Below are 17,953 nucleotides of genomic sequence, written 5' to 3'. Positions count from 1 at the left end.
TAACAGCCCGTTTCCGCAGGTATTACGCCATGACCAGCATGCCCATCCTTGAGCCAGACCTGTCTGCCCCGGTCACCCCCGCCAAACCGCCACTGCGCAAACGCCTGCTGCTGACCGGCGCCGGCCTGATCGCGCTGGTGGTGGTCGGCATGTATGCCGCGCACTGGTGGGGCACCGGGCGATTTCTTGAAGAGACCGACGATGCCTACATCGGTGGCGACGTCACGGTGATCGGGCCGAAGGTCGCCGGTTACATCGAAGAAGTGCTGGTCAGCGACAACCAATCGGTGAAGGCCGGTGACGTGCTGATCCGCCTCGATGCGCGCGACTATCGTGCCAATCTCGCCAAAGCCGAAGGCGCGGTTGCCGCCGAAGAGGCGCTGCTGGCCAACCTCGACGCCACCGAGCAACTGCAGCAAGCGGTGATCGGCCAGGCCCGGGCCGGCATCGATGCTGCCGGTGCTGAAACCGCCCGCTCGCGGGATGACAACACCCGCTACAAACGTCTGGTGAGCACCAATGCTGTCTCGGTGGAAAGCGCCCAACGCGCCGACGCGACGTTCAAGACCGCGCAAGCCCTGAGCGCTCGCGCCCAGGCTGAATTGCTCGCCGCCCAGCGCCAACTGGCGGTGATCGACACCCAGAAACAACAGGCCCGCGCCGCCCTGCAACAAGCCCGCGCCGAGCGTGATCTGGCGCAATTGAATCTCGGCTACACCGAACTGCGCGCGCCGGTCGATGGCGTGATCGGCAACCGTCGCGCACGGGTCGGCGCCTATGCCCAGGCGGGTTCGCAACAGTTGTCGGTGGTGCCGGCCAGCGGTCTGTGGGTCGATGCCAATTTCAAGGAGGATCAACTGGCGCGGATGCAACCCGGGCAACGGGTGAGCATCCGTGCCGACGTGCTCTCCGGCCAGGAATTCCACGGCCGCCTCGACAGCCTCGCCCCGGCCACCGGCTCGCAATTCAGCGTGCTACCGCCGGAGAACGCCACCGGCAACTTCACCAAAATCGTCCAGCGGGTACCGGTGCGAATCCTCCTCGATCCGGCTGATGGCGTGCTCGGCCATCTGCGGCCGGGGCTATCGGTGACCGCTGAAGTCGACACCCGCGCGCAAGCCGAAACCAGCGCCGTGGCCGTCGCGCCATGAGCACCGCCCTCACTGCCCCGGCGCAACCGTTCAACGCCGCCGACATGGCCACCGCGACCAAAGTGTTCGCCTTCGCCACCATGTGCATCGGCATGTTCATCGCGTTGCTGGACATCCAGATTGTCTCGGCCTCGCTGCGCGACATCGGCGGCGGACTCTCGGCCGGCACCGACGAAACCGCCTGGGTGCAGACCAGTTACCTGATCGCCGAAATCATCGTGATCCCGCTGTCGGGCTGGCTGTCGCGGGTGTTCTCCACGCGCTGGCTGTTCTGCGCCTCGGCGGTCGGCTTTACTCTGGCCAGCCTGCTCTGCGGCGTGGCCTGGAACATCCAGAGCATGATCGCCTTTCGCGCGCTGCAAGGCTTTCTTGGCGGCTCGATGATTCCGTTGGTGTTCACCACCGCGTTCTTTTTCTTCAGTGGCAAACAACGGGTGATCGCCGCCGCGACCATCGGTGCGGTGGCGTCGCTGGCGCCGACCCTGGGTCCGGTGATCGGCGGCTGGATCACCGACATTTCATCGTGGCACTGGCTGTTCTACATCAACCTGGTGCCGGGGATTTTCGTCGCGGTGGCCGTGCCGATGCTGGTGAAAATCGACCAGCCGGAGCTGGCGCTGCTCAAGGGCGCGGACTACCTGAGCATGGTGTTTCTCGCGCTGTTTCTCGGCTGCCTGGAATACACCCTCGAAGAAGGCCCGCGCTGGAACTGGTTCAGCGATCAAACGATTCTGACCACGGCATGGATCAGCGGTCTGGCGGGTCTGGCCTTCATCGGACGCACCTTGCACGTGGCCAATCCGATCGTCGATCTGCGCGCGCTCAAGGATCGCAATTTTGCCCTGGGCTGTTTCTTTTCCTTTGTCACCGGGATCGGTCTGTTCGCGACGATTTACCTGACCCCGCTGTTTCTCGGCCGGGTGCGAGGCTACAGCGCACTGGACATTGGTCTGGCGGTTTTTTCCACCGGGGTGTTCCAGATCATGGCGATTCCGCTGTACGCCTTTCTCGCCAATCGCATGGATCTGCGCTGGATCATGATGATCGGCCTGGGCTTGTTTGCCGTGTCGATGTGGGAGTTCAGTCCGATCACCCACGACTGGGGTTCCGCTGAGTTGATGCTGCCGCAAGCGCTACGCGGAATTGCCCAGCAACTGGCAGTGCCGCCGGCGGTGACGCTGACCTTGGGGGGCTTGGCACCGGCGCGCTTGAAGCACGCTTCGGGGCTGTTCAACCTGATGCGCAATCTGGGCGGAGCGATCGGCATTGCTGCGTGCGCGACCATTCTCAATGACCGCACCAACCTGCACTTCACCCGTCTGGCCGAGCATTTGAACAGCAGTAACGAGGCGATGAATCAGTGGCTGGCGCAGGTCGGTGGCAATCTGGCGACACTGGGTCAGAGTGGTGACGTCGGCGTCACCGCCGGTCTGCGTCAACTGTGGCTGCTGACCTACCGCGAGGCGCAGACCCAGACCTACGGCGATACTTTTTTGATGATCATGCTGTGCTTCATCATTGCCACGGCGATGGTGCCCTTGATGCGCAAGGTACAACCACCGGCCGCACCGAGTGCGGATGGGCATTGATCACCCTTCTGAAGTTTTGCACTTTTCACTGTGGGAGCGGGCTTGCTCCGGGCGGCGATCCGACGAAGGCGGTGTGTCAGATAACCACTAAGGTGACTGAGACGACGCCTTCGCGAGCAAGCCCGCTCCCACAGTTTTCGACCGTGAACTGTCAGAGCTGCGGGGTTTTGCGGAAGCCCACGGCCAGACGGTTCCAGCTGTTGATGGTGCTGATCGCCACGCTCAGGTCGACCATTTCCTTGGGCGTGAATTGCGCCGCGACGATGTCGTAGTCTTCGTCCGGGGCGTGGGTCAGGCTCAGCTGGGTCAGCGATTCGGTCCACAGCAGCGCAGCGCGCTCACGCTCGGTGAAGAATGGCGCTTCACGCCACGCGGTGACGGCGAACAGTCGACGCGGGGTTTCGCCGCCCTTGATCGCGTCAGCGGTGTGCATGTCGATGCAGAATGCGCAGCCGTTGATCTGCGAGGCGCGCAGCTTGACCAGTTCGACCAGGGTCTTTTCCAGCGGCAGTTTCGAGACCGCGGTTTCCAGGGCGATCATCGCTTTCAGGGCGTCTGGGGAGGCGGTGTAGAAATCGGTACGAGCTTTCATGATTGAGTTTCCGGGGCCGGTGAATGTGTGACTAAGGTAGTCCCGCACTTGCCCCGGACAAATAGCCAATCTCCCGGAAGACGAGTAGACCACCCTGTCACACGCGATTGCGCAACCAGTGCAGGAACCCGGTTTTTGCCACCACGGTCGGCACGTCCTGAGTCAGGGTCTGGGCCTTGTGCAGGCGATAATCGAGCAAGGCTTTCATCGCCTCGTTGATGTCGTGGCGGGCATCCAGGCACGGCTTCAGATAGGTCTTCTCGATGCGATACAGCGCACAGAAGGTTTTCGCCGCGAAGGTCGCCGGCACCGACGAATCGGAGAGGATGCCGGCCTCGCCGATCACCTCCCCCGGCCCCATGCGCCCGGATTCGAACGGGCTGCCATGGCGAGTCAAGGTCACGCTGACCACGCCCGATTCGATGATGAACAAATGATCGCTGACCTCCCCGGCCTCGAGGATCGTCTCGCCAGCACGGAAGGTTTGCAGGGTCATGTTTTGGCTGAAGGTGTCTTTCTCTTCCTGGCGCAGCGTGGAGAAAATCGGCGAACTGTCGAGCAGCGCCCGCGGCCGCGAGAGGTTGCCGGCGACGATCGGTTCGACACTCGACAACAGATTGATCCCGGACGCCTGCAGATGCCGGTAAGCCAGATCGAACAGCTGATTGCGCACCGAGCGCTTCTGATCCATCGAGGAGACAAAACCGCTGATTTCATATTCCGCACCGGCGCTGCTGGAGCTTTTCAGCGCGACGCTTGGCGAGGGATTGTCCAGCAGCGGACGGCAGCCCTGCATCGCCCGCTCCAGCGCATCGATCACCGTATTGGGCCGGGCATGCGGGCTGACCTGGACACTGACGGCCACCCCGAACATGTTGCTCGGACGGCTGAAGTTGATGATCTTGGCCTTGGCCGCCAGCGAGTTGGGAATCACCGCCATGCTGCCCTGACTGGTCTGCAGACGCGTGGCGCGCCAGTCGATGTCGATGACCCGGCCTTCGGTGCCATCGATCGAGATCCAGTCATCGATCTGATAGGGCTTGGTGGTGTTGAGCACGATCCCGGAAAACACATCGCTGAGGGTGCTCTGCAACGCCAGACCGACGATGATCGCCAAAGCCCCGGACGTCGCCAGCACACCTTTGACCGGCAGATCCAGCACGTAGGCCAGGGCCGCGATAATCGCGATCAGGAAAATCACCGCACCGAGCAGATCCTGCAACAGCCGCCCGGTGTGTCCGACCCGCTGCATCATCACCGCGCCAATCAGCACGGTCAGGGTGCGCGCGCCGAACAGCCACCAGCCGATCTGCAACCCGGTCGCCGCCAGATGCAGCGGCACGTTGTCGGCCCATGGCGCCGGCTCCATCGGATTCAGGCCTTCGTTGAACAACAGCACGCTGAACAGGCTGAAAATCAGCACCCGCACCAGCAGCTTCCACTCGCTGCCACGGGAGCTGATCAGACGCCACAGCCCCAAATCGAGGAGGATCAGGATCAACGCGCAAAACAACGGATGTTCGGTCAAAAAAGACAACATCAAAGCACTCCGACAGGGGCCAATCGCGAGAAGATCGCACAGATTGGGCAAGTGTAGGAGTAATTGATTTCAGAGGCAGAACACCAGCGCAAAAACACCGGAAAACGCCTGTGGGAGCGAGCCAGCTCGCGAAGGCGGTGGATCAGTCAGACATGCATTGACTGGCACTGCGCTTTCGCGAGCAAGCCCGCTCCCACAGGGGTGAAACTTACCCGTGCATTTGGCCAAAACGCCCGGACTGGAAGTCGGCGAATGCCTGATGAATTTCCTGCTCGGTGTTCATCACGAACGGGCCATGTCCGACAATCGGTTCGTCGATCGGCTCGCCGCTGAGCAGCAGCACCACTGCGTCTTCACTGGCCTCAAGGGTCAACTGACGACCGTCGCGCTCGAACAGCACCAACTGCCCGACACCCGCGGTTTCCACGCCGTTGATCTGCACCGAACCTTTCAACAGCACCAGCGCGGTGTTGCGTCCCTCGTGCAGATCGAGCGTCAGCAACTTGCCGGCATTGAGCCGCAGGTCCCAGACGTCGATCGGCGTGAAAGTGTGCGACGGGCCTTTATGCCCATCGAACTCACCAGCGATCAGCCGCAGCCGGCCGGCATCGTCTTTCAGCGCGATATTCGGAATATCGCCGTCGAGAATGGTCTGGTAGCCGGGCGCAGCCATTTTGTCCTTGGCCGGCAGGTTAACCCACAGCTGCACCATTTCCAGCTTGCCGCCGGTTCTGGCGAAATCATCCGAGTGGAACTCCTCGTGGAGGATCCCGGACGCGGCGGTCATCCACTGCACATCGCCGGGGCCGATGGTGCCGCCGCTGCCGGTGGAGTCGCGGTGCTGCACTTCGCCGTCGTAGACGATGGTCACCGTTTCAAAACCACGGTGCGGGTGCTGGCCGACGCCACGGCGCTCGGTGGTCGGGGTGAATTCGGCCGGGCCTGCGTGATCGAGCAGCAGGAACGGGCTGATGTGTTTGCCCAGGTTGTCATAGGAAAACAGGGTGCGCACCGGGAAACCATCGCCGACCCAATGGCCGCGAGGGCTGGTGTAGATACCGATGATGTTTTTCATGGTTGCCTCCAGAAAAGGTGGGTGACGCAATGGATTAAGCTTAAATCCATAGCGTTTTTAGGACTAGACGGCAAAAACCGGCTTTAGTGTTCCATTTATAGAACAGTCCCACCGTTGAATCTCGATCCCTTGTGGGAGTGGGCTTGCTCGCGAAGAGGCCAGTCCAGACAACACCACTATCGGGAAAGATTCATGACTTCTGCTCAACAGTGCTTTGCCCCAGCAGCGGTTTTTCCCAAGCACGCAGACGCGGATACTCCTGCCCATTCCCACTGCAACCCTGGAGTCATCAATGTCTGTTCCCGCTTTTGGTCTGGGTACGTTTCGCCTGCAAGGTCAGGTGGTCATCGATTCGGTGCGCACCGGCCTTGAACTCGGTTACCGCGCCATCGACACCGCGCAGATCTACGAGAACGAAGCCGAGGTCGGCCAGGCCATCGCCGCCAGCGGCATTGCTCGCGAAGAGCTGTTCATCACCAGCAAGATCTGGATCGCCAACTTCGCCAAGGATCGTCTCATCGACAGCCTCAAGGAAAGCCTGCAGAAATTGCAGACCGACTACCTCGACCTGACGCTGATCCACTGGCCGTCGCCGGAAGATCAGGTGCCGGTCGGCGAATTCATGGGCGCGCTGCTCGAAGCCAAGCGTCTGGGCCTGACCCAGCAGATCGGGGTGTCCAACTTCACCATCGACTTGATGCAACAGGCCATCGCAGCGGTCGGCGCGGAAAACATCGCCACCAACCAGATCGAGCTGCACCCGTACCTGCAAAATCGCAAAGTGGTCGAGTTCGCCCGCAGCCAGGGCATCCAGATCACCTCCTACATGACCCTTGCCTATGGCGAAGTGCTGAAGGATCCGGTGATTCAGCAGATCGCTGAACGCCTGCAAGCGACACCGGCGCAAGTCACTCTGGCCTGGGCGATGCAGTCGGGTTACGCGGTGATTCCATCGTCGACCAAACGCGCCAACCTGCAAAGCAACCTCGGCGCCACCACGCTGACCCTGAGCGAATCCGACATGGCGCTGATCGCCGGTCTGGAGCGCGGCCATCGTCTGACCAGCCCGAAAGGCATTGCCCCGCAGTGGGATTGATCGCTCAGTCCTGAAGCCGCTGCGCGAGGCCGAGCATGGCCCTGCGCAGCGCATCCGCCGAGCGGTGGACCGCCAGGGTTTCGGCGTCGCGGCACGCCTCTTCGAGATCGGTGCACGCCGCCGCCACCCGCGCGGCACCGACCATTTGCGCACCGCCCTTGATGTGGTGCGCCAGGGTAGTTAATTCGCTCAGGTCCTGTGGCTGGCGCGCAGCGTCCAGTTTTTGCAGGTCCTCGTGCAGACTGCGCAGCACTTGTTCGCGCAGACGTTGCATCACTGCCGGATTGTCCCCGGCCATTTGCTCAAGCGCGCTCAGGTCGATCTCGGGCAGCGGCGGTGTCGGGTTCGACGGCTGATCACTGTCGCCGCGGCTGGCCGCCTTCAATGCCTGTTGCAGATCGTGCAAGCGAATCGGCTTGAACAGACAATCGTCCATGCCGGCCTCAAGACAACGGACTTTCTCCTCGACCTGCGCGTTGGCGGTAAAGCCGAGGATCACGCAGCGTGCACGACCGTTCGCCGCCTCTTCTTCACGAAGTGTCCGAGCGAGTTCGTAACCGTTGCGCCGGGGCATGTTGCAATCGGTGATCAGCACATCGAAAGCCTGTGTTCGCCAGCGCTGCAAGCCCAGCTCACCATCCTCGACATCGACCGTAGCGTGGCCCAGTTCACTCAGTTGCCGGCACAGGAGCAAGCGGTTGACCGGATGATCGTCCACCACCAGCACGCTCAGCGAACGCGCTGGCGTGTCCGCCACTTGCGGGCCTGCCGTCTCGGGTTCGAGCGCGGTCAACAGCGGCAGCTGCAGGTTTACCTCAACCCGCGTTCCATGCCCCGGCTCGCTGTCCAGGCGCAGTGTGCCGCCCATCATTTCGCAGAGGTTACGGCTGATCACCAGGCCCAGTCCCGAGCCGCTACGCGCTGACTGGCCCTGGTTAGCGGCCTGGACGAACGGACTGAACAGGCGTTTGCGGTCATCGGCACTGATGCCGATTCCGCTGTCTGCAATCACCACCGCGACCGCCAGGATCCCGGACGGCATCGCAGAGCATGACAAACGCAGGCTCACCTGACCCTGCTCGGTGAACTTGATCGCGTTGCTCAACAGGTTTGACAGCACTTGCTTGAAGCGTGTCGGGTCGAGCATGACGTCGACGTCACTGTGCGCATCCAGTTCGACCTGCCACAGCAGGCGTTTCTCCCGCGCCAGCCCTTCGAATACGCGGCACACCGCGATCACTTGTTCGCGCAGATTGGCCCGCTGCGGCGCGAGGGACAAATGCCCGGACTCGATACGTGCGATATCGAGAATGTCGCCGATCAACCCCAGTAATTGCTGGCCGGCAGCGGACGCGAGCTCGATTGCCAGCTTGTCGGTGACGCCCTCCTCGGCACGCTTGAGGGCCATTTCGAGCATGCCAATCAGGGCATTCATGGGGGTGCGGATTTCATGGCTCATGGTCGCCAGAAACGTAGTCTTGGCCCGATTGGCGTCGTCGGCGGCATCCTTGGCCTGCTGCAACTGTTGCAGCCACTGCTGACGCTGACGCAGCTGCGAGCGCTGAAAACCGATCCAGGCCAAGGCCAGCAACAGCAGCCCTGCCGCACCGGCAAACGCCAGCAGGATTTCGCGGCGATGACGCTGCCAGTAGCTCTCTTCCACGACCACGTCATGGCTCCAGCGCTCGACCAGTCCGTCCATCTGCTGCGGCGCGATGCTCAGCAACGCCTTGTTCAGAATCGTGTGCAGCGCCGTATCCTGCGCTGCGGTCGCCAGGGCAATGCGTGCCGGCTGATCGCCGATCGTGTTGGTGATGCGCAGGCGCTCGCGGTAATGGCGGGCGATCAGAAAACGCGCCACCAGCAGTGAGCTGACGGTCACGTCGGCCTGGCCTTTGGCGATCTGCTCCATGCCCTCGGCCGGGCTGCGCACCTCCACCAGGCGAATCCCGGGCACCTGCTGCAGAATAAAGTCGTGCAATGGATGACCGCGATAAATCGCCAGCCGCTTGCCCGGCAGATCGGCGAGGCTGCGCGGGCTGCCGGCCGTCGTCGCGCTGACCAGCACAAACGGATTATTCAGGTAGGCACGGGTGAATTGCAGCTCGGTTTCCCGTTCGCTGCTCGGGGTCACCACCGGCAACACGTCGAGTTCACCGGCCTTGAGCTGCTCAATCTGACGATCCAGCGAACGCCCCCGAACCAACTCGAATTGCAGCCCGGTACGCTGACTGATCAGGTTGAGCAACTGCGCCGACAGCCCGTTGAATCGTCCGTCGGCATCAAAAAACGTCAGCGGTGCGAAGTCTTCGATCACGCCGACCCGCACCCGCGGATGTTGCTCCAGCCACTGCAGCTCGCTGGCACTGAGGCGCACCTGCGACTGCGCGGCCATTTGCGCGCGCCCTGCGCTCCAGCGCTGCTCGATCAGTTGACGACGCTCCATGGGAATCGCCGCCAGCGCCTTGTCGATAATGCGTTTGAGGCGCACCTCACTGCGCAGCAGGGCGAAACCGAAGGGATTGGCATCCAGGCCCGAGGGCCCGGCCAGTTGCAGGTCATTGCGGTAATTGGTGTTGATCAGGTAATTGGCACTGATCAGATCGCCGAGATAGCCGTCATCGACACCAAACGCTACCGCACCCAGCGCATCCATTGCCGAGGAGTAACGCTGCACCTTCGCGTCGGGGTAGAACGCCTGCACGCTGGTCAGCGGCAGATAGTCCTCGACCATGGCGATGCGTTTGCCTGTCAGGTCGGCCGGTAACGTTTCGTCGAGCCGGGTCACCAGCATCGGTTGGTCTTCGGCATAGGGGCGCGACAAGATGAAATCTGGATCGGCCAGCTCGAAATTGTTCGAGGTGCCCAGCAGATCGAGTTCGCCGCGCTTGAGTGCGCTCATCACCGCGTCGCGGTTGGCGTAGCGTTGCACCTCGATCCGCACCCCGAGCAGTTGCGCCAGCAGCTCGGCATAGTCGGCGGTGAGACCTTCCAGCTCCTGCCGATTCCGCGTGATCTCGAACGGTGGATAATCGGGCCCGGAAATCCCCATGTGCAACGTCGAATGGCTGCGTAGCCACTGTTGATCCTGGGGGTCGAGCGGGACTTGAATGTTCTCCAGTGCTGCCTGGCTCAACAACTCCAGAGGCTGCGGCGACTCACTGGCCCAGCAGGTGGCCGTGATGCTCAACAAGAGCACGCACCACCAGCGTCGCAGATTCACTGCGCTACTCAGATCAAATCGTTGCGCTTGGCGAATTCGCGCAAGTACACCGCTGACTTTGAGTGCAGACCCAGCTTTTTTATCAAGCGGGTTTTGTAGGTGCTGACGGTCTTGTGGCTGAGGAACATTTCAGCGGCGATTTTCTTGTTGGGCTTGCCCAGAGCCAACTGCACGAGAATGTTCAGTTCTCGGTTGGAGAGCTCGTCGATCAGCTGTTTTTCGCTGCGGTGCGACGGGGTCGACACAAGGCCGTCACCCGTCAGCGCAGCAAAATAGGAGTAGCCCGACATCAGGGCCTGGACAGCCTTGTGCAATTGCAGCAACTGGTTGGTTTTAGCCACGTAACCCATGGCGCCGCTACGCAGACAGCGATCCTGATAGTGCAACGGATCCTGAGAAGTAAAGATCAGCACCCTGCAGTCAGGGTCGGTGGCCTTGAGCCGCTCCAGCACCTCCAGCCCGCCGACTCCCGGCAACTTGAGATCAAGTACCACCAGTTTCGGCTTGTGCTCACGGCTCAGCGCCATGGCTTCGCTGGCGCTGGATGCTTCGTGAATCACCTTGAACCTTTCGGCTTCGAGTACGAGTTTCACGGCAGCCCTTACCACCGGATGATCGTCGACGATCAGCGCTGACTTCATGACCGCTCCCAGGGCAAAAATAAGACGATGGCGCCACCGGTATCGGCTGTTCCGGCCGGGGTGGCTGCGCAAGAACTGTTACACGGGAAGCCAGTCGTATCTACCTGTCAGATCTGACAGTTGCGCAAAAACGTAATTCGTGCTCAAGCCCGGCGTTGCAAGGCTGGCGCCGGGTTCCAGGCATTAGCTGCACACACCGGGGCAACGTCGACCCGCGCCATCAGGTGCTTGATCGCGGCCGCATTGGGCAAGGCGACGGGGCTGATCTGCAGGTTTTCCTGAGCGAAGCCTGCGGGCGTCAGCGCAGGTGCCGAGGGCTCGTTATAGATCAGGGCGTGGCGCACCTGCGGGTTGTTGAGGAAAAACCCCGGCAGGTCCAGCGATCCGGCCGCCAGCTCGGCGTTGATGACCACGACGTCGAACGGTTCACAGCCGTAGTCCACCAGGGTCAGCAGCTCAAGCAGACTCTGTACCGGAGCAACCCGGAAGTATTCGAGACCATTGAACAGGCGCTCGATTTTCATCCGGTGAAAATGCTGCGAATCGGCAATCAGGATACGCAGGGCTTTATTGATCATGCTCGATCTCGTGGAGGTGGACGGGTGCGCCAAGACTACGCAAGCCTCAGGAGCAGTTCTGTAGGACTTTTCCTAAAAAACCGGTCATTCATCCGCACTCATGAGCCATGCCGAATGGCTGCCCGACGTTGTGGCCTTATTCGGTGGTACTCGGACTCCAGAACGCCTGCACCACCAGCGCTGAAGTCGAGATCCGCGCCACCAGCGCATCGAGTTCATCGCCGTCGACCGAAGTCGTCGCCAGCGTCGCTTCGATCTCGATTTCGTCGGCACCGAAGGCGTGTACATCGACGTCGCTGGCCGGGTAATTGCTGCGCTCCAGCTCGGCTTCGAGCAGGGCGAACACGGCTTTCTGCTGTGAGCGCCGGGCGATGACATAGACAATGTTGGTGACTTCGGCCGAGACCACGTCCAGTGGCTGGCGGTTGATGTTGTTGACGATCGGCCGCAGCAAGGTGTTGGCGGCCAGAATGAACAGCGTGCCGAGCACCGCTTCGGCCAGCAGGTCGGCACCGGCGCAGGCACCGACAGCGGCTGACGTCCACAAGGTCGCGGCGGTGTTGAGGCCGCGCACGTTGCCTTCTTCGCGCATGATCACCCCGGCACCGAGAAAGCCGATGCCGGAGACCACGTAGGCGACCACCCGCACCGCGCCTTCAGCACCGCCGAGACGGTTGGCCATGTCGACGAAAATCGCCGCACCGACCGCCACCAGCACGTTGGTACGCAGGCCGGCGGTGCGTTGCCGGTACTGGCGCTCGAAACCGATCAGGCCACCGAGGATGAACGCTGCGCTGAGGCTGACCAGCGTGTCGAGCAAAGAAGTCAGGTTGAGGTTGTTGATGGCTTGCATAGTCTTGTCCTTGAAAACATCCGAATCCCCTGTAGGAGTGAGCCTGCTCGCGATAGCGGTGTGTCAGTCGTTGAAATTTTGACTGACGGATTGCCATCGCGAGCAGGCTCACTCCTACAGAGGGAACAGCGTTGTCCTGTTGTTATTGCCAGCCGAACCGGCGGATGTAGAAGCCTTTCACCGCCTGGGTCAGCGCCATGTACGCCAGCAGGATCATCGGCAGGAACACGAAGTACATCGACGGCAGCGCCTGCAGTTTGAAGTAGTTGGCCAGCGGCCCCATCGGCAGGAAGATCCCGACCGCCATGATGATCCCGGTCATCACCAGCAACGGCATCGCTGCACGGCTTTGCAGGAACGGAATCTTCGGCGTGCGGATCATGTGCACGATCAGCGTCTGGGTCAGCAGCCCCACCACAAACCAGCCGGACTGGAACAGCGTCTGGTGATCCGGGGTGTTGGCATCGAACACATACCACATCAAGGCGAACGTCAGGATGTCAAAGATCGAACTGATCGGGCCGAAGAACAGCATGAAGCGCCCGACATCCGCCGGCTGCCAGCGCTGCGGCTTCTTCAGCATCTCCTTGTCGACGTTGTCGAACGGAATCGCGATCTGTGAAATGTCGTAGAGCAGGTTCTGTACCAGCAGGTGCATCGGCAGCATCGGCAGGAACGGAATGAACGCACTGGCGACCAGCACCGAGAACACGTTGCCGAAGTTGGAGCTGGCGGTCATCTTGATGTACTTGAGCATGTTGGCGAAGGTGCGGCGCCCTTCGAGCACGCCCTCCTCCAGCACCATCAGGCTCTTCTCCAAAAGGATGATGTCGGCGGCTTCCTTGGCGATATCCACCGCACTGTCTACCGAGATCCCGATGTCGGCGGTGCGCAGCGCCGGGGCGTCGTTGATGCCGTCACCCATGAAGCCGACCACATGCCCGTTGCCCTTGAGGATGCGCACGATGCGCTCCTTGTGCGACGGCGTCAGCTTGGCGAACACGTTGGTTTTCTCCACCGCCACCGCCAGCTCGGCGTCGCTCATGCGCTCGACATCGTTGCCCAGCAGCAAGCCCTGTTGTGCCAGACCGACTTCGCGGCAAATCTTCGCGGTCACCAGTTCGTTGTCACCGGTCAGCACTTTGACCGCGACGCCGTGCTCGGCCAGCGCCTTGAGCGCCGGTGCGGTGCTTTCCTTCGGTGGATCGAGGAAGGCCACATAACCGATCAGCGTCAGTTCCTGCTCATCGGCCAGGCTGTAAGTGTCGCGACCTTCCGGCATCGAGCGGGCAGCCACTGCCACCACGCGCAAGCCTTCAGCGTTGAATGCTGCGGTGACCTGACGAATCCGGGTCAGCAATTCATCGCTCAAGGCTTCCTCGACGTCACCGTGCTGCACACGGGTGCACACCGCCAGCACTTCTTCCACCGCACCTTTGCAGATCAGCAAATGCGGCTCGCCACGCCCCTCGACCACCACCGACATGCGCCGGCGATTGAAGTCGAACGGGATCTCATCGACCTTGCGAAACGCCGTGCCGACCTTCAGTTCACGATGGATTTCCACGTGTTCCAGCACCGCCACATCGAGCAGGTTTTTCAGCCCGGTCTGGTAGTAGCTGTTGAGGTAGGCCTTTTCCAGCACGTCATCGGAGTCTTCACCCCAGACGTCGACATTGCGCGCGAGGAAGATCTTGTCCTGGGTCAGGGTGCCGGTCTTGTCGGTGCACAGCACGTCCATGGCGCCGAAGTTCTGGATCGCGTCCAGACGCTTGACGATGACCTTTTTGCGCGACAGGAACACCGCACCTTTGGCCAGGGTCGAGGTGACGATCATCGGCAGCATTTCCGGGGTCAGGCCCACGGCAATCGACAGCGCGAACAGCAGCGCTTCGGTCCAGTCGCCCTTGGTGAAACCGTTGATGAACAGCACCAGCGGCGCCATGACGAACATGAAGCGGATCAGCAGCCAGCTGACTTTGTTCACGCCCAGCTGGAACGAGGTTACCGCGCGGTCAGTCGCGCCGACCCGCTGCGCCAGCGCGCCGAAATAGGTGCTGTTGCCGGTGGTGAGAATCACCGCCACCGCCGTACCGGACACCACGTTGGTGCCCATGAACAGAATGTTCTCCAGCTCCAGCGGATTGCGCGTGTCGCGGTCGGCCTGACGGGCGAATTTTTCCACCGGCATCGATTCACCGGTCATCGCCGCCTGGCTGACGAACAGGTCCTTGGCGCTGAGCACCCGGCAGTCGGCAGGAATCATGTCGCCGGCGGACAGCACGATCAGGTCGCCCGGCACCAGTTGCTTGATTGGCAGTTCGACGCGCGGCTCGTCGCGGCGCATCACCGTGGCGGTGTTGCTGACCATCGCCTTGAGCGCGTCGGCGGCCTGGTTGGATTTGCTTTCCTGCCAGAAGCGCAGCAGCGTCGACAGCACCACCATGGAGAAAATCACCGTGGCGGCTTTCAGGTCTTCGGTCAGCCACGAAATCACCGCTAACAGGGTCAGCAGCAGGTTGAACGGGTTTTTGTAGCAGTGCCACAGGTGGGTCCACCATGGCAGCGGCTGCTCGTGCTCGACTTCGTTGAGGCCGTACTGCGCACGCAGGGCGTCGACTTCAAAGTCAGTCAAACCGTCGGTGTGAGTACCCAGTGACGACAGCAGTTCACCGCTGTCGCGATGGGCCGCATCGACCAGGGTGTTGGCCAGGGTGGGCGGCACTTCACGGCTGGCCGTGGTGTCGGTGATCGATTCCAGCAGTGCCAGACGGCGGAAGTGCCGGGCGATGTGGCGTGTACGCAGGAAGCCTGCGAAAAATTCCTTGAGCGTAAGTTTCATGGCTGTTGCCCCTATGGTCAGCCGGGAAACCGTCGAGCAGGTACGACCGCGCCTCGTACGCCGGAAAATCCGGCACGGCAAGGCTTGGCGCGCCGATCACAAAGGACAGGCGTGTCGATAGGTTTGCGATCGCGACCACACGGTCGAAACCACACACTTTCAGTGTCGATGAGAAGGACGTCGGGACATGGTCTCAACTGACCATGATCGGGATGCCGCTGCTCGCTTTACGGCGAGACAACGGCAGAGAAAGGCTGCGCGTTATCTTGCCGAGAATCTGCCGGTTACCGAGACCGGCCGACAACTGTCACTCGAACAAGTACCCACTGTGGGTCTCCGCTATTGATGAAAACGCGCGAAGCTTACGCCTCGATGATTCGAGAGTAAACCCGTGAAAGAAGGTGTGTCGGGGATGTTCAGGAAGGGTTCAGGAATGAGTTTTGCGGTATTGCTGAAGGGCCCCTTCGCGAGCAGGCTCGCTCCCACAGGGGGATCTTCATTGAACACAGATTTTGTGGTCAACAGAGAGCCAATGTGGGAGCGAGCCTGCTCGCGAAGGCGGTGTATCAGGCAAAGCAGATTCAGCTGGCGGTCGCCAACAACAGATCCGCCACCGAACGATGCCCACGGTTCTTGCCATGCTCATACAGCGAGCCGGCAATCTCGTCAGCACGCACCGGCAACACCGACAGCAACGTATCACTCAGGCCATGGCTGGCCTGGCAGAAGCCCTGCATGTACAGACCGGCCTTGCAGCGTTCGTCGGTGATCAGTTTGTAGTTGCGATCGACCTCGAAATCACCGAGGTATTCTTCCAGCGGTGCCAACAGTTTGCGGTGCATCTGCCGCTCGTAACCGGTGGCCAGGACCACGGCGTCATAGATACGCACGGTGACTTCGCCGGTGGCGTTGTTGCGCACCGCCAGTTCGATGCCGCGTTCGGTGGCGGTGGCGCTCTCGACGGTGGTCAGGGTACGGAACGCATGACGGGCAATGCCCGAGACTTTCTGCCGATAGAAGATGCCGTAGATGCGCTCGATCAGGTCGATGTCGACCACCGAGTAGTTGGTGTTGTGGTACTCGTTGACCAGCCGCTCACGCTCGGCGCTGTTTTGCTGGAACACCAGATCGGTGAACTCCGGCGAGAACACTTCGTTGACGAACGGGCTGTCGTCCGCAGGCTTGAGCGCCGAGCCGCGCAGGATCATGTCGACCTGCACCGACGGGAACGAATCGTTCAGATCGATGAAGGCTTCCGCCGCGCTCTGCCCGCCGCCGATGATCGCGATGCTCATCGGTTGGTTGTTCACACACGGCTGTTTGGCCATCTGCGACAGATACTGCGAGTGGTGGAACACGCGGCTGTCGCCCTTCAGCGCCTTGAACGCCTCCGGAATACGCGGTGTGCCGCCGGCGCTGACCACCACCGAACGCGCAGTGCGCACCAACTGCTGGCCTTCGCTGTCGCGAGAGATCACGCGCAGCGCCTCAACCTGATGGTTGTGCAGCACCGGTTCGATGGTCAGCACTTCTTCGCCATAGCGGCTCTGCTCGGTGAACTGCCCGGCAACCCAGCGCAGGTAGTCGTTGTACTCCATGCGGCACGGGTAGAAGGTGCCGAGGTTGATGAAGTCGACCAGACGGCCGTGGGCCTTCAGGTAATTGACGAACGAGTACGGGCTGGTCGGGTTGCGCAGGGTCACCAGATCCTTGAGGAAGGAAATCTGCAATTCGCTTTGGGTCGACAGGGTGTTGCCGTGCCAGCTGTAGTTGGCCTGCTTGTCGAGGAACAGCACATCCAGCTCGCCGTGGGTCGGGCCGCGCTCTTGCAGAGCGATGGCCAGCGCCAGGTTCGAAGGGCCGAAACCGACGCCGATCAGGTCGTGAACGATGGGCGATGCAATTGCCTGAGTCATTTCCAGTGTCCTCTGGATGAACCCCTCAACAAGGGGAAAGGAGAGCCTAAGTGACCCGACTGGCCTTGAGCAGGACAGCAGGTCGTCTGTTGAGTAGGAACGAGGACAGTGAAATAAAATTTAGCGATGGCGGCTCAATGGGCATCCCATTGCTTGATGCGCAGACGGCAATGCTTCATCGCATTGACGATGTGTTTTTCCACCAGTGCCTTGGAAATTCCCAGCTGTTCGGCAATCTGCGGGTGCGACAGGCCTTCGATCTTGCGCAGCAGAAAACTGTCGCGGCACAGCGGCGACAATTCCGCCAGTGCGCGCTGGAGCATCTCCAGACGCTGGCCGTGATCGAGAGTGCCATGGGGCGACGGGGTGAAATAGCGCTCTTCGCTGTCGAGCACTTCCAGTGGCTCGACCTGGCGCAAGGCGTTGCGCCGATGATCGTCGATCACCAGATTCAACGCCGTGCGATAAAGAAAGGCCCGGGGCTGCTCGATGGGCGTGTCGCTGGAGCGTTCCAGAACCCGCACATAAGCGTCATGCACCACATCTTCGGCGACCTGACGGTTGCCGAGCTTGGCGTTCAGGAAACACACCAGCTCGCGATAGTAGTTTTCCAACATGACTCCCGGCCGCATCGATGCGGATTCGATCCTTGAGCACACTGATCGACGGCCCGCGAACACGGGTAGCAAGATAGTGGCAACTGAGGTGCGTAATTTATAGTAATTCTCATATAGATTTAAAGTGGCGTTTGTCGTTGCCCGCTAAATAGTGCCGTTCCATACCTGTAACATCCTGTGTCTTCGCTTAAATTCCCCCGCGCATTCATCGTTTACAGGACAGCTCCCCGTGTCTGTCGC

At 61.2% G+C, this 17,953-nt stretch carries 13 protein-coding genes; 3 read left to right on the top strand and 10 right to left on the bottom strand.

The features are described from left to right. Positions 1 to 29: 29 nt before the first annotated feature. Both CRO59_RS12730 and CRO59_RS12725 read left to right on the top strand, forming a co-directional pair. Entirely contained in the window at positions 30 to 1,151 is a 1,122-nt protein-coding gene (locus tag CRO59_RS12730) for an HlyD family secretion protein (protein ID WP_097087708.1), read from the top strand. Continuing rightward, entirely contained in the window at positions 1,148 to 2,740 is a 1,593-nt protein-coding gene (locus CRO59_RS12725; RefSeq protein ID WP_097087707.1) for a DHA2 family efflux MFS transporter permease subunit, read from the top strand. The genes CRO59_RS12730 and CRO59_RS12725 overlap by 4 nt, the downstream gene beginning before the upstream one ends. A 151-nt stretch (positions 2,741 to 2,891) precedes the next feature. Here CRO59_RS12725 and CRO59_RS12720 read toward each other — a convergent pair whose 3' ends face one another. From CRO59_RS12720 to CRO59_RS12710, 3 genes are all read right to left on the bottom strand, one after another. Then, complete coding sequence (locus CRO59_RS12720) at positions 2,892 to 3,332, bottom strand: carboxymuconolactone decarboxylase family protein (RefSeq protein ID WP_007968280.1); 441 nt, start codon at positions 3,330 to 3,332, stop codon at positions 2,892 to 2,894. Between the two features lie 97 nt (positions 3,333 to 3,429). Next, positions 3,430 to 4,872, bottom strand: coding sequence for a mechanosensitive ion channel domain-containing protein (locus tag CRO59_RS12715; protein ID WP_097087705.1), 1,443 nt, complete (start codon positions 4,870 to 4,872; stop codon positions 3,430 to 3,432). A gap of 208 nt (positions 4,873 to 5,080) precedes the next feature. After that, positions 5,081 to 5,947, bottom strand: coding sequence for a pirin family protein (locus tag CRO59_RS12710; RefSeq protein ID WP_027614019.1), 867 nt, complete (start codon positions 5,945 to 5,947; stop codon positions 5,081 to 5,083). Positions 5,948 to 6,239: 292 nt separating this feature from the next. Here CRO59_RS12710 and dkgB point away from each other — a divergent pair, with 292 nt between their 5' ends. Next, entirely contained in the window at positions 6,240 to 7,043 is an 804-nt protein-coding gene (gene dkgB / locus CRO59_RS12705) for a 2,5-didehydrogluconate reductase DkgB (RefSeq protein ID WP_097087703.1), read from the top strand. A gap of 4 nt (positions 7,044 to 7,047) precedes the next feature. On the opposite strand, the gene CRO59_RS12700 is transcribed toward dkgB, so the two are convergent. The 7 genes from CRO59_RS12700 to CRO59_RS12670 all read right to left on the bottom strand — a co-directional run bounded on the left by CRO59_RS12700 (position 7,048) and on the right by CRO59_RS12670 (position 17,713). Next, a complete protein-coding gene (locus CRO59_RS12700) occupies positions 7,048 to 10,266 on the bottom strand; it encodes a transporter substrate-binding domain-containing protein (protein ID WP_177408992.1) in 3,219 nt (1,072 codons plus the stop codon). Between the two features lie 8 nt (positions 10,267 to 10,274). After that, the gene (locus CRO59_RS12695; protein WP_097087701.1) at positions 10,275 to 10,907 is read right to left on the bottom strand and encodes a response regulator transcription factor; all 633 of its coding nucleotides are present in this window, start codon (positions 10,905 to 10,907) and stop codon (positions 10,275 to 10,277) included. Between the two features lie 143 nt (positions 10,908 to 11,050). After that, a complete protein-coding gene (locus CRO59_RS12690; protein ID WP_097087700.1) occupies positions 11,051 to 11,485 on the bottom strand; it encodes a chemotaxis protein CheY in 435 nt (144 codons plus the stop codon). 136 nt (positions 11,486 to 11,621) lie between these two features. After that, complete coding sequence (locus CRO59_RS12685; protein WP_007968289.1) at positions 11,622 to 12,338, bottom strand: MgtC/SapB family protein; 717 nt, start codon at positions 12,336 to 12,338, stop codon at positions 11,622 to 11,624. A gap of 142 nt (positions 12,339 to 12,480) precedes the next feature. Beyond that, complete coding sequence (gene mgtA, locus CRO59_RS12680) at positions 12,481 to 15,180, bottom strand: magnesium-translocating P-type ATPase (protein ID WP_097087698.1); 2,700 nt, start codon at positions 15,178 to 15,180, stop codon at positions 12,481 to 12,483. A gap of 581 nt (positions 15,181 to 15,761) precedes the next feature. Beyond that, positions 15,762 to 17,096 (bottom strand): lysine N(6)-hydroxylase/L-ornithine N(5)-oxygenase family protein, encoded by a 1,335-nt coding sequence (locus tag CRO59_RS12675; protein ID WP_097087697.1) that lies wholly within the window; start codon positions 17,094 to 17,096, stop codon positions 15,762 to 15,764. A 134-nt stretch (positions 17,097 to 17,230) separates the two neighbouring features. Continuing rightward, the gene (locus CRO59_RS12670) at positions 17,231 to 17,713 is read right to left on the bottom strand and encodes a sigma-70 family RNA polymerase sigma factor (RefSeq protein WP_027614027.1); all 483 of its coding nucleotides are present in this window, start codon (positions 17,711 to 17,713) and stop codon (positions 17,231 to 17,233) included. Positions 17,714 to 17,953: the final 240 nt, after the last annotated feature.

It is taken from the genome of Pseudomonas sp. LAMO17WK12:I5, from assembly GCF_900215165.1.
In the GTDB taxonomy this organism is placed as follows: domain Bacteria; phylum Pseudomonadota; class Gammaproteobacteria; order Pseudomonadales; family Pseudomonadaceae; genus Aquipseudomonas; species Aquipseudomonas putida_A.
The sequence above is the reverse complement of the archived record's forward strand: the minus strand, read 5'-3'. Positions and strand labels throughout refer to the sequence as shown.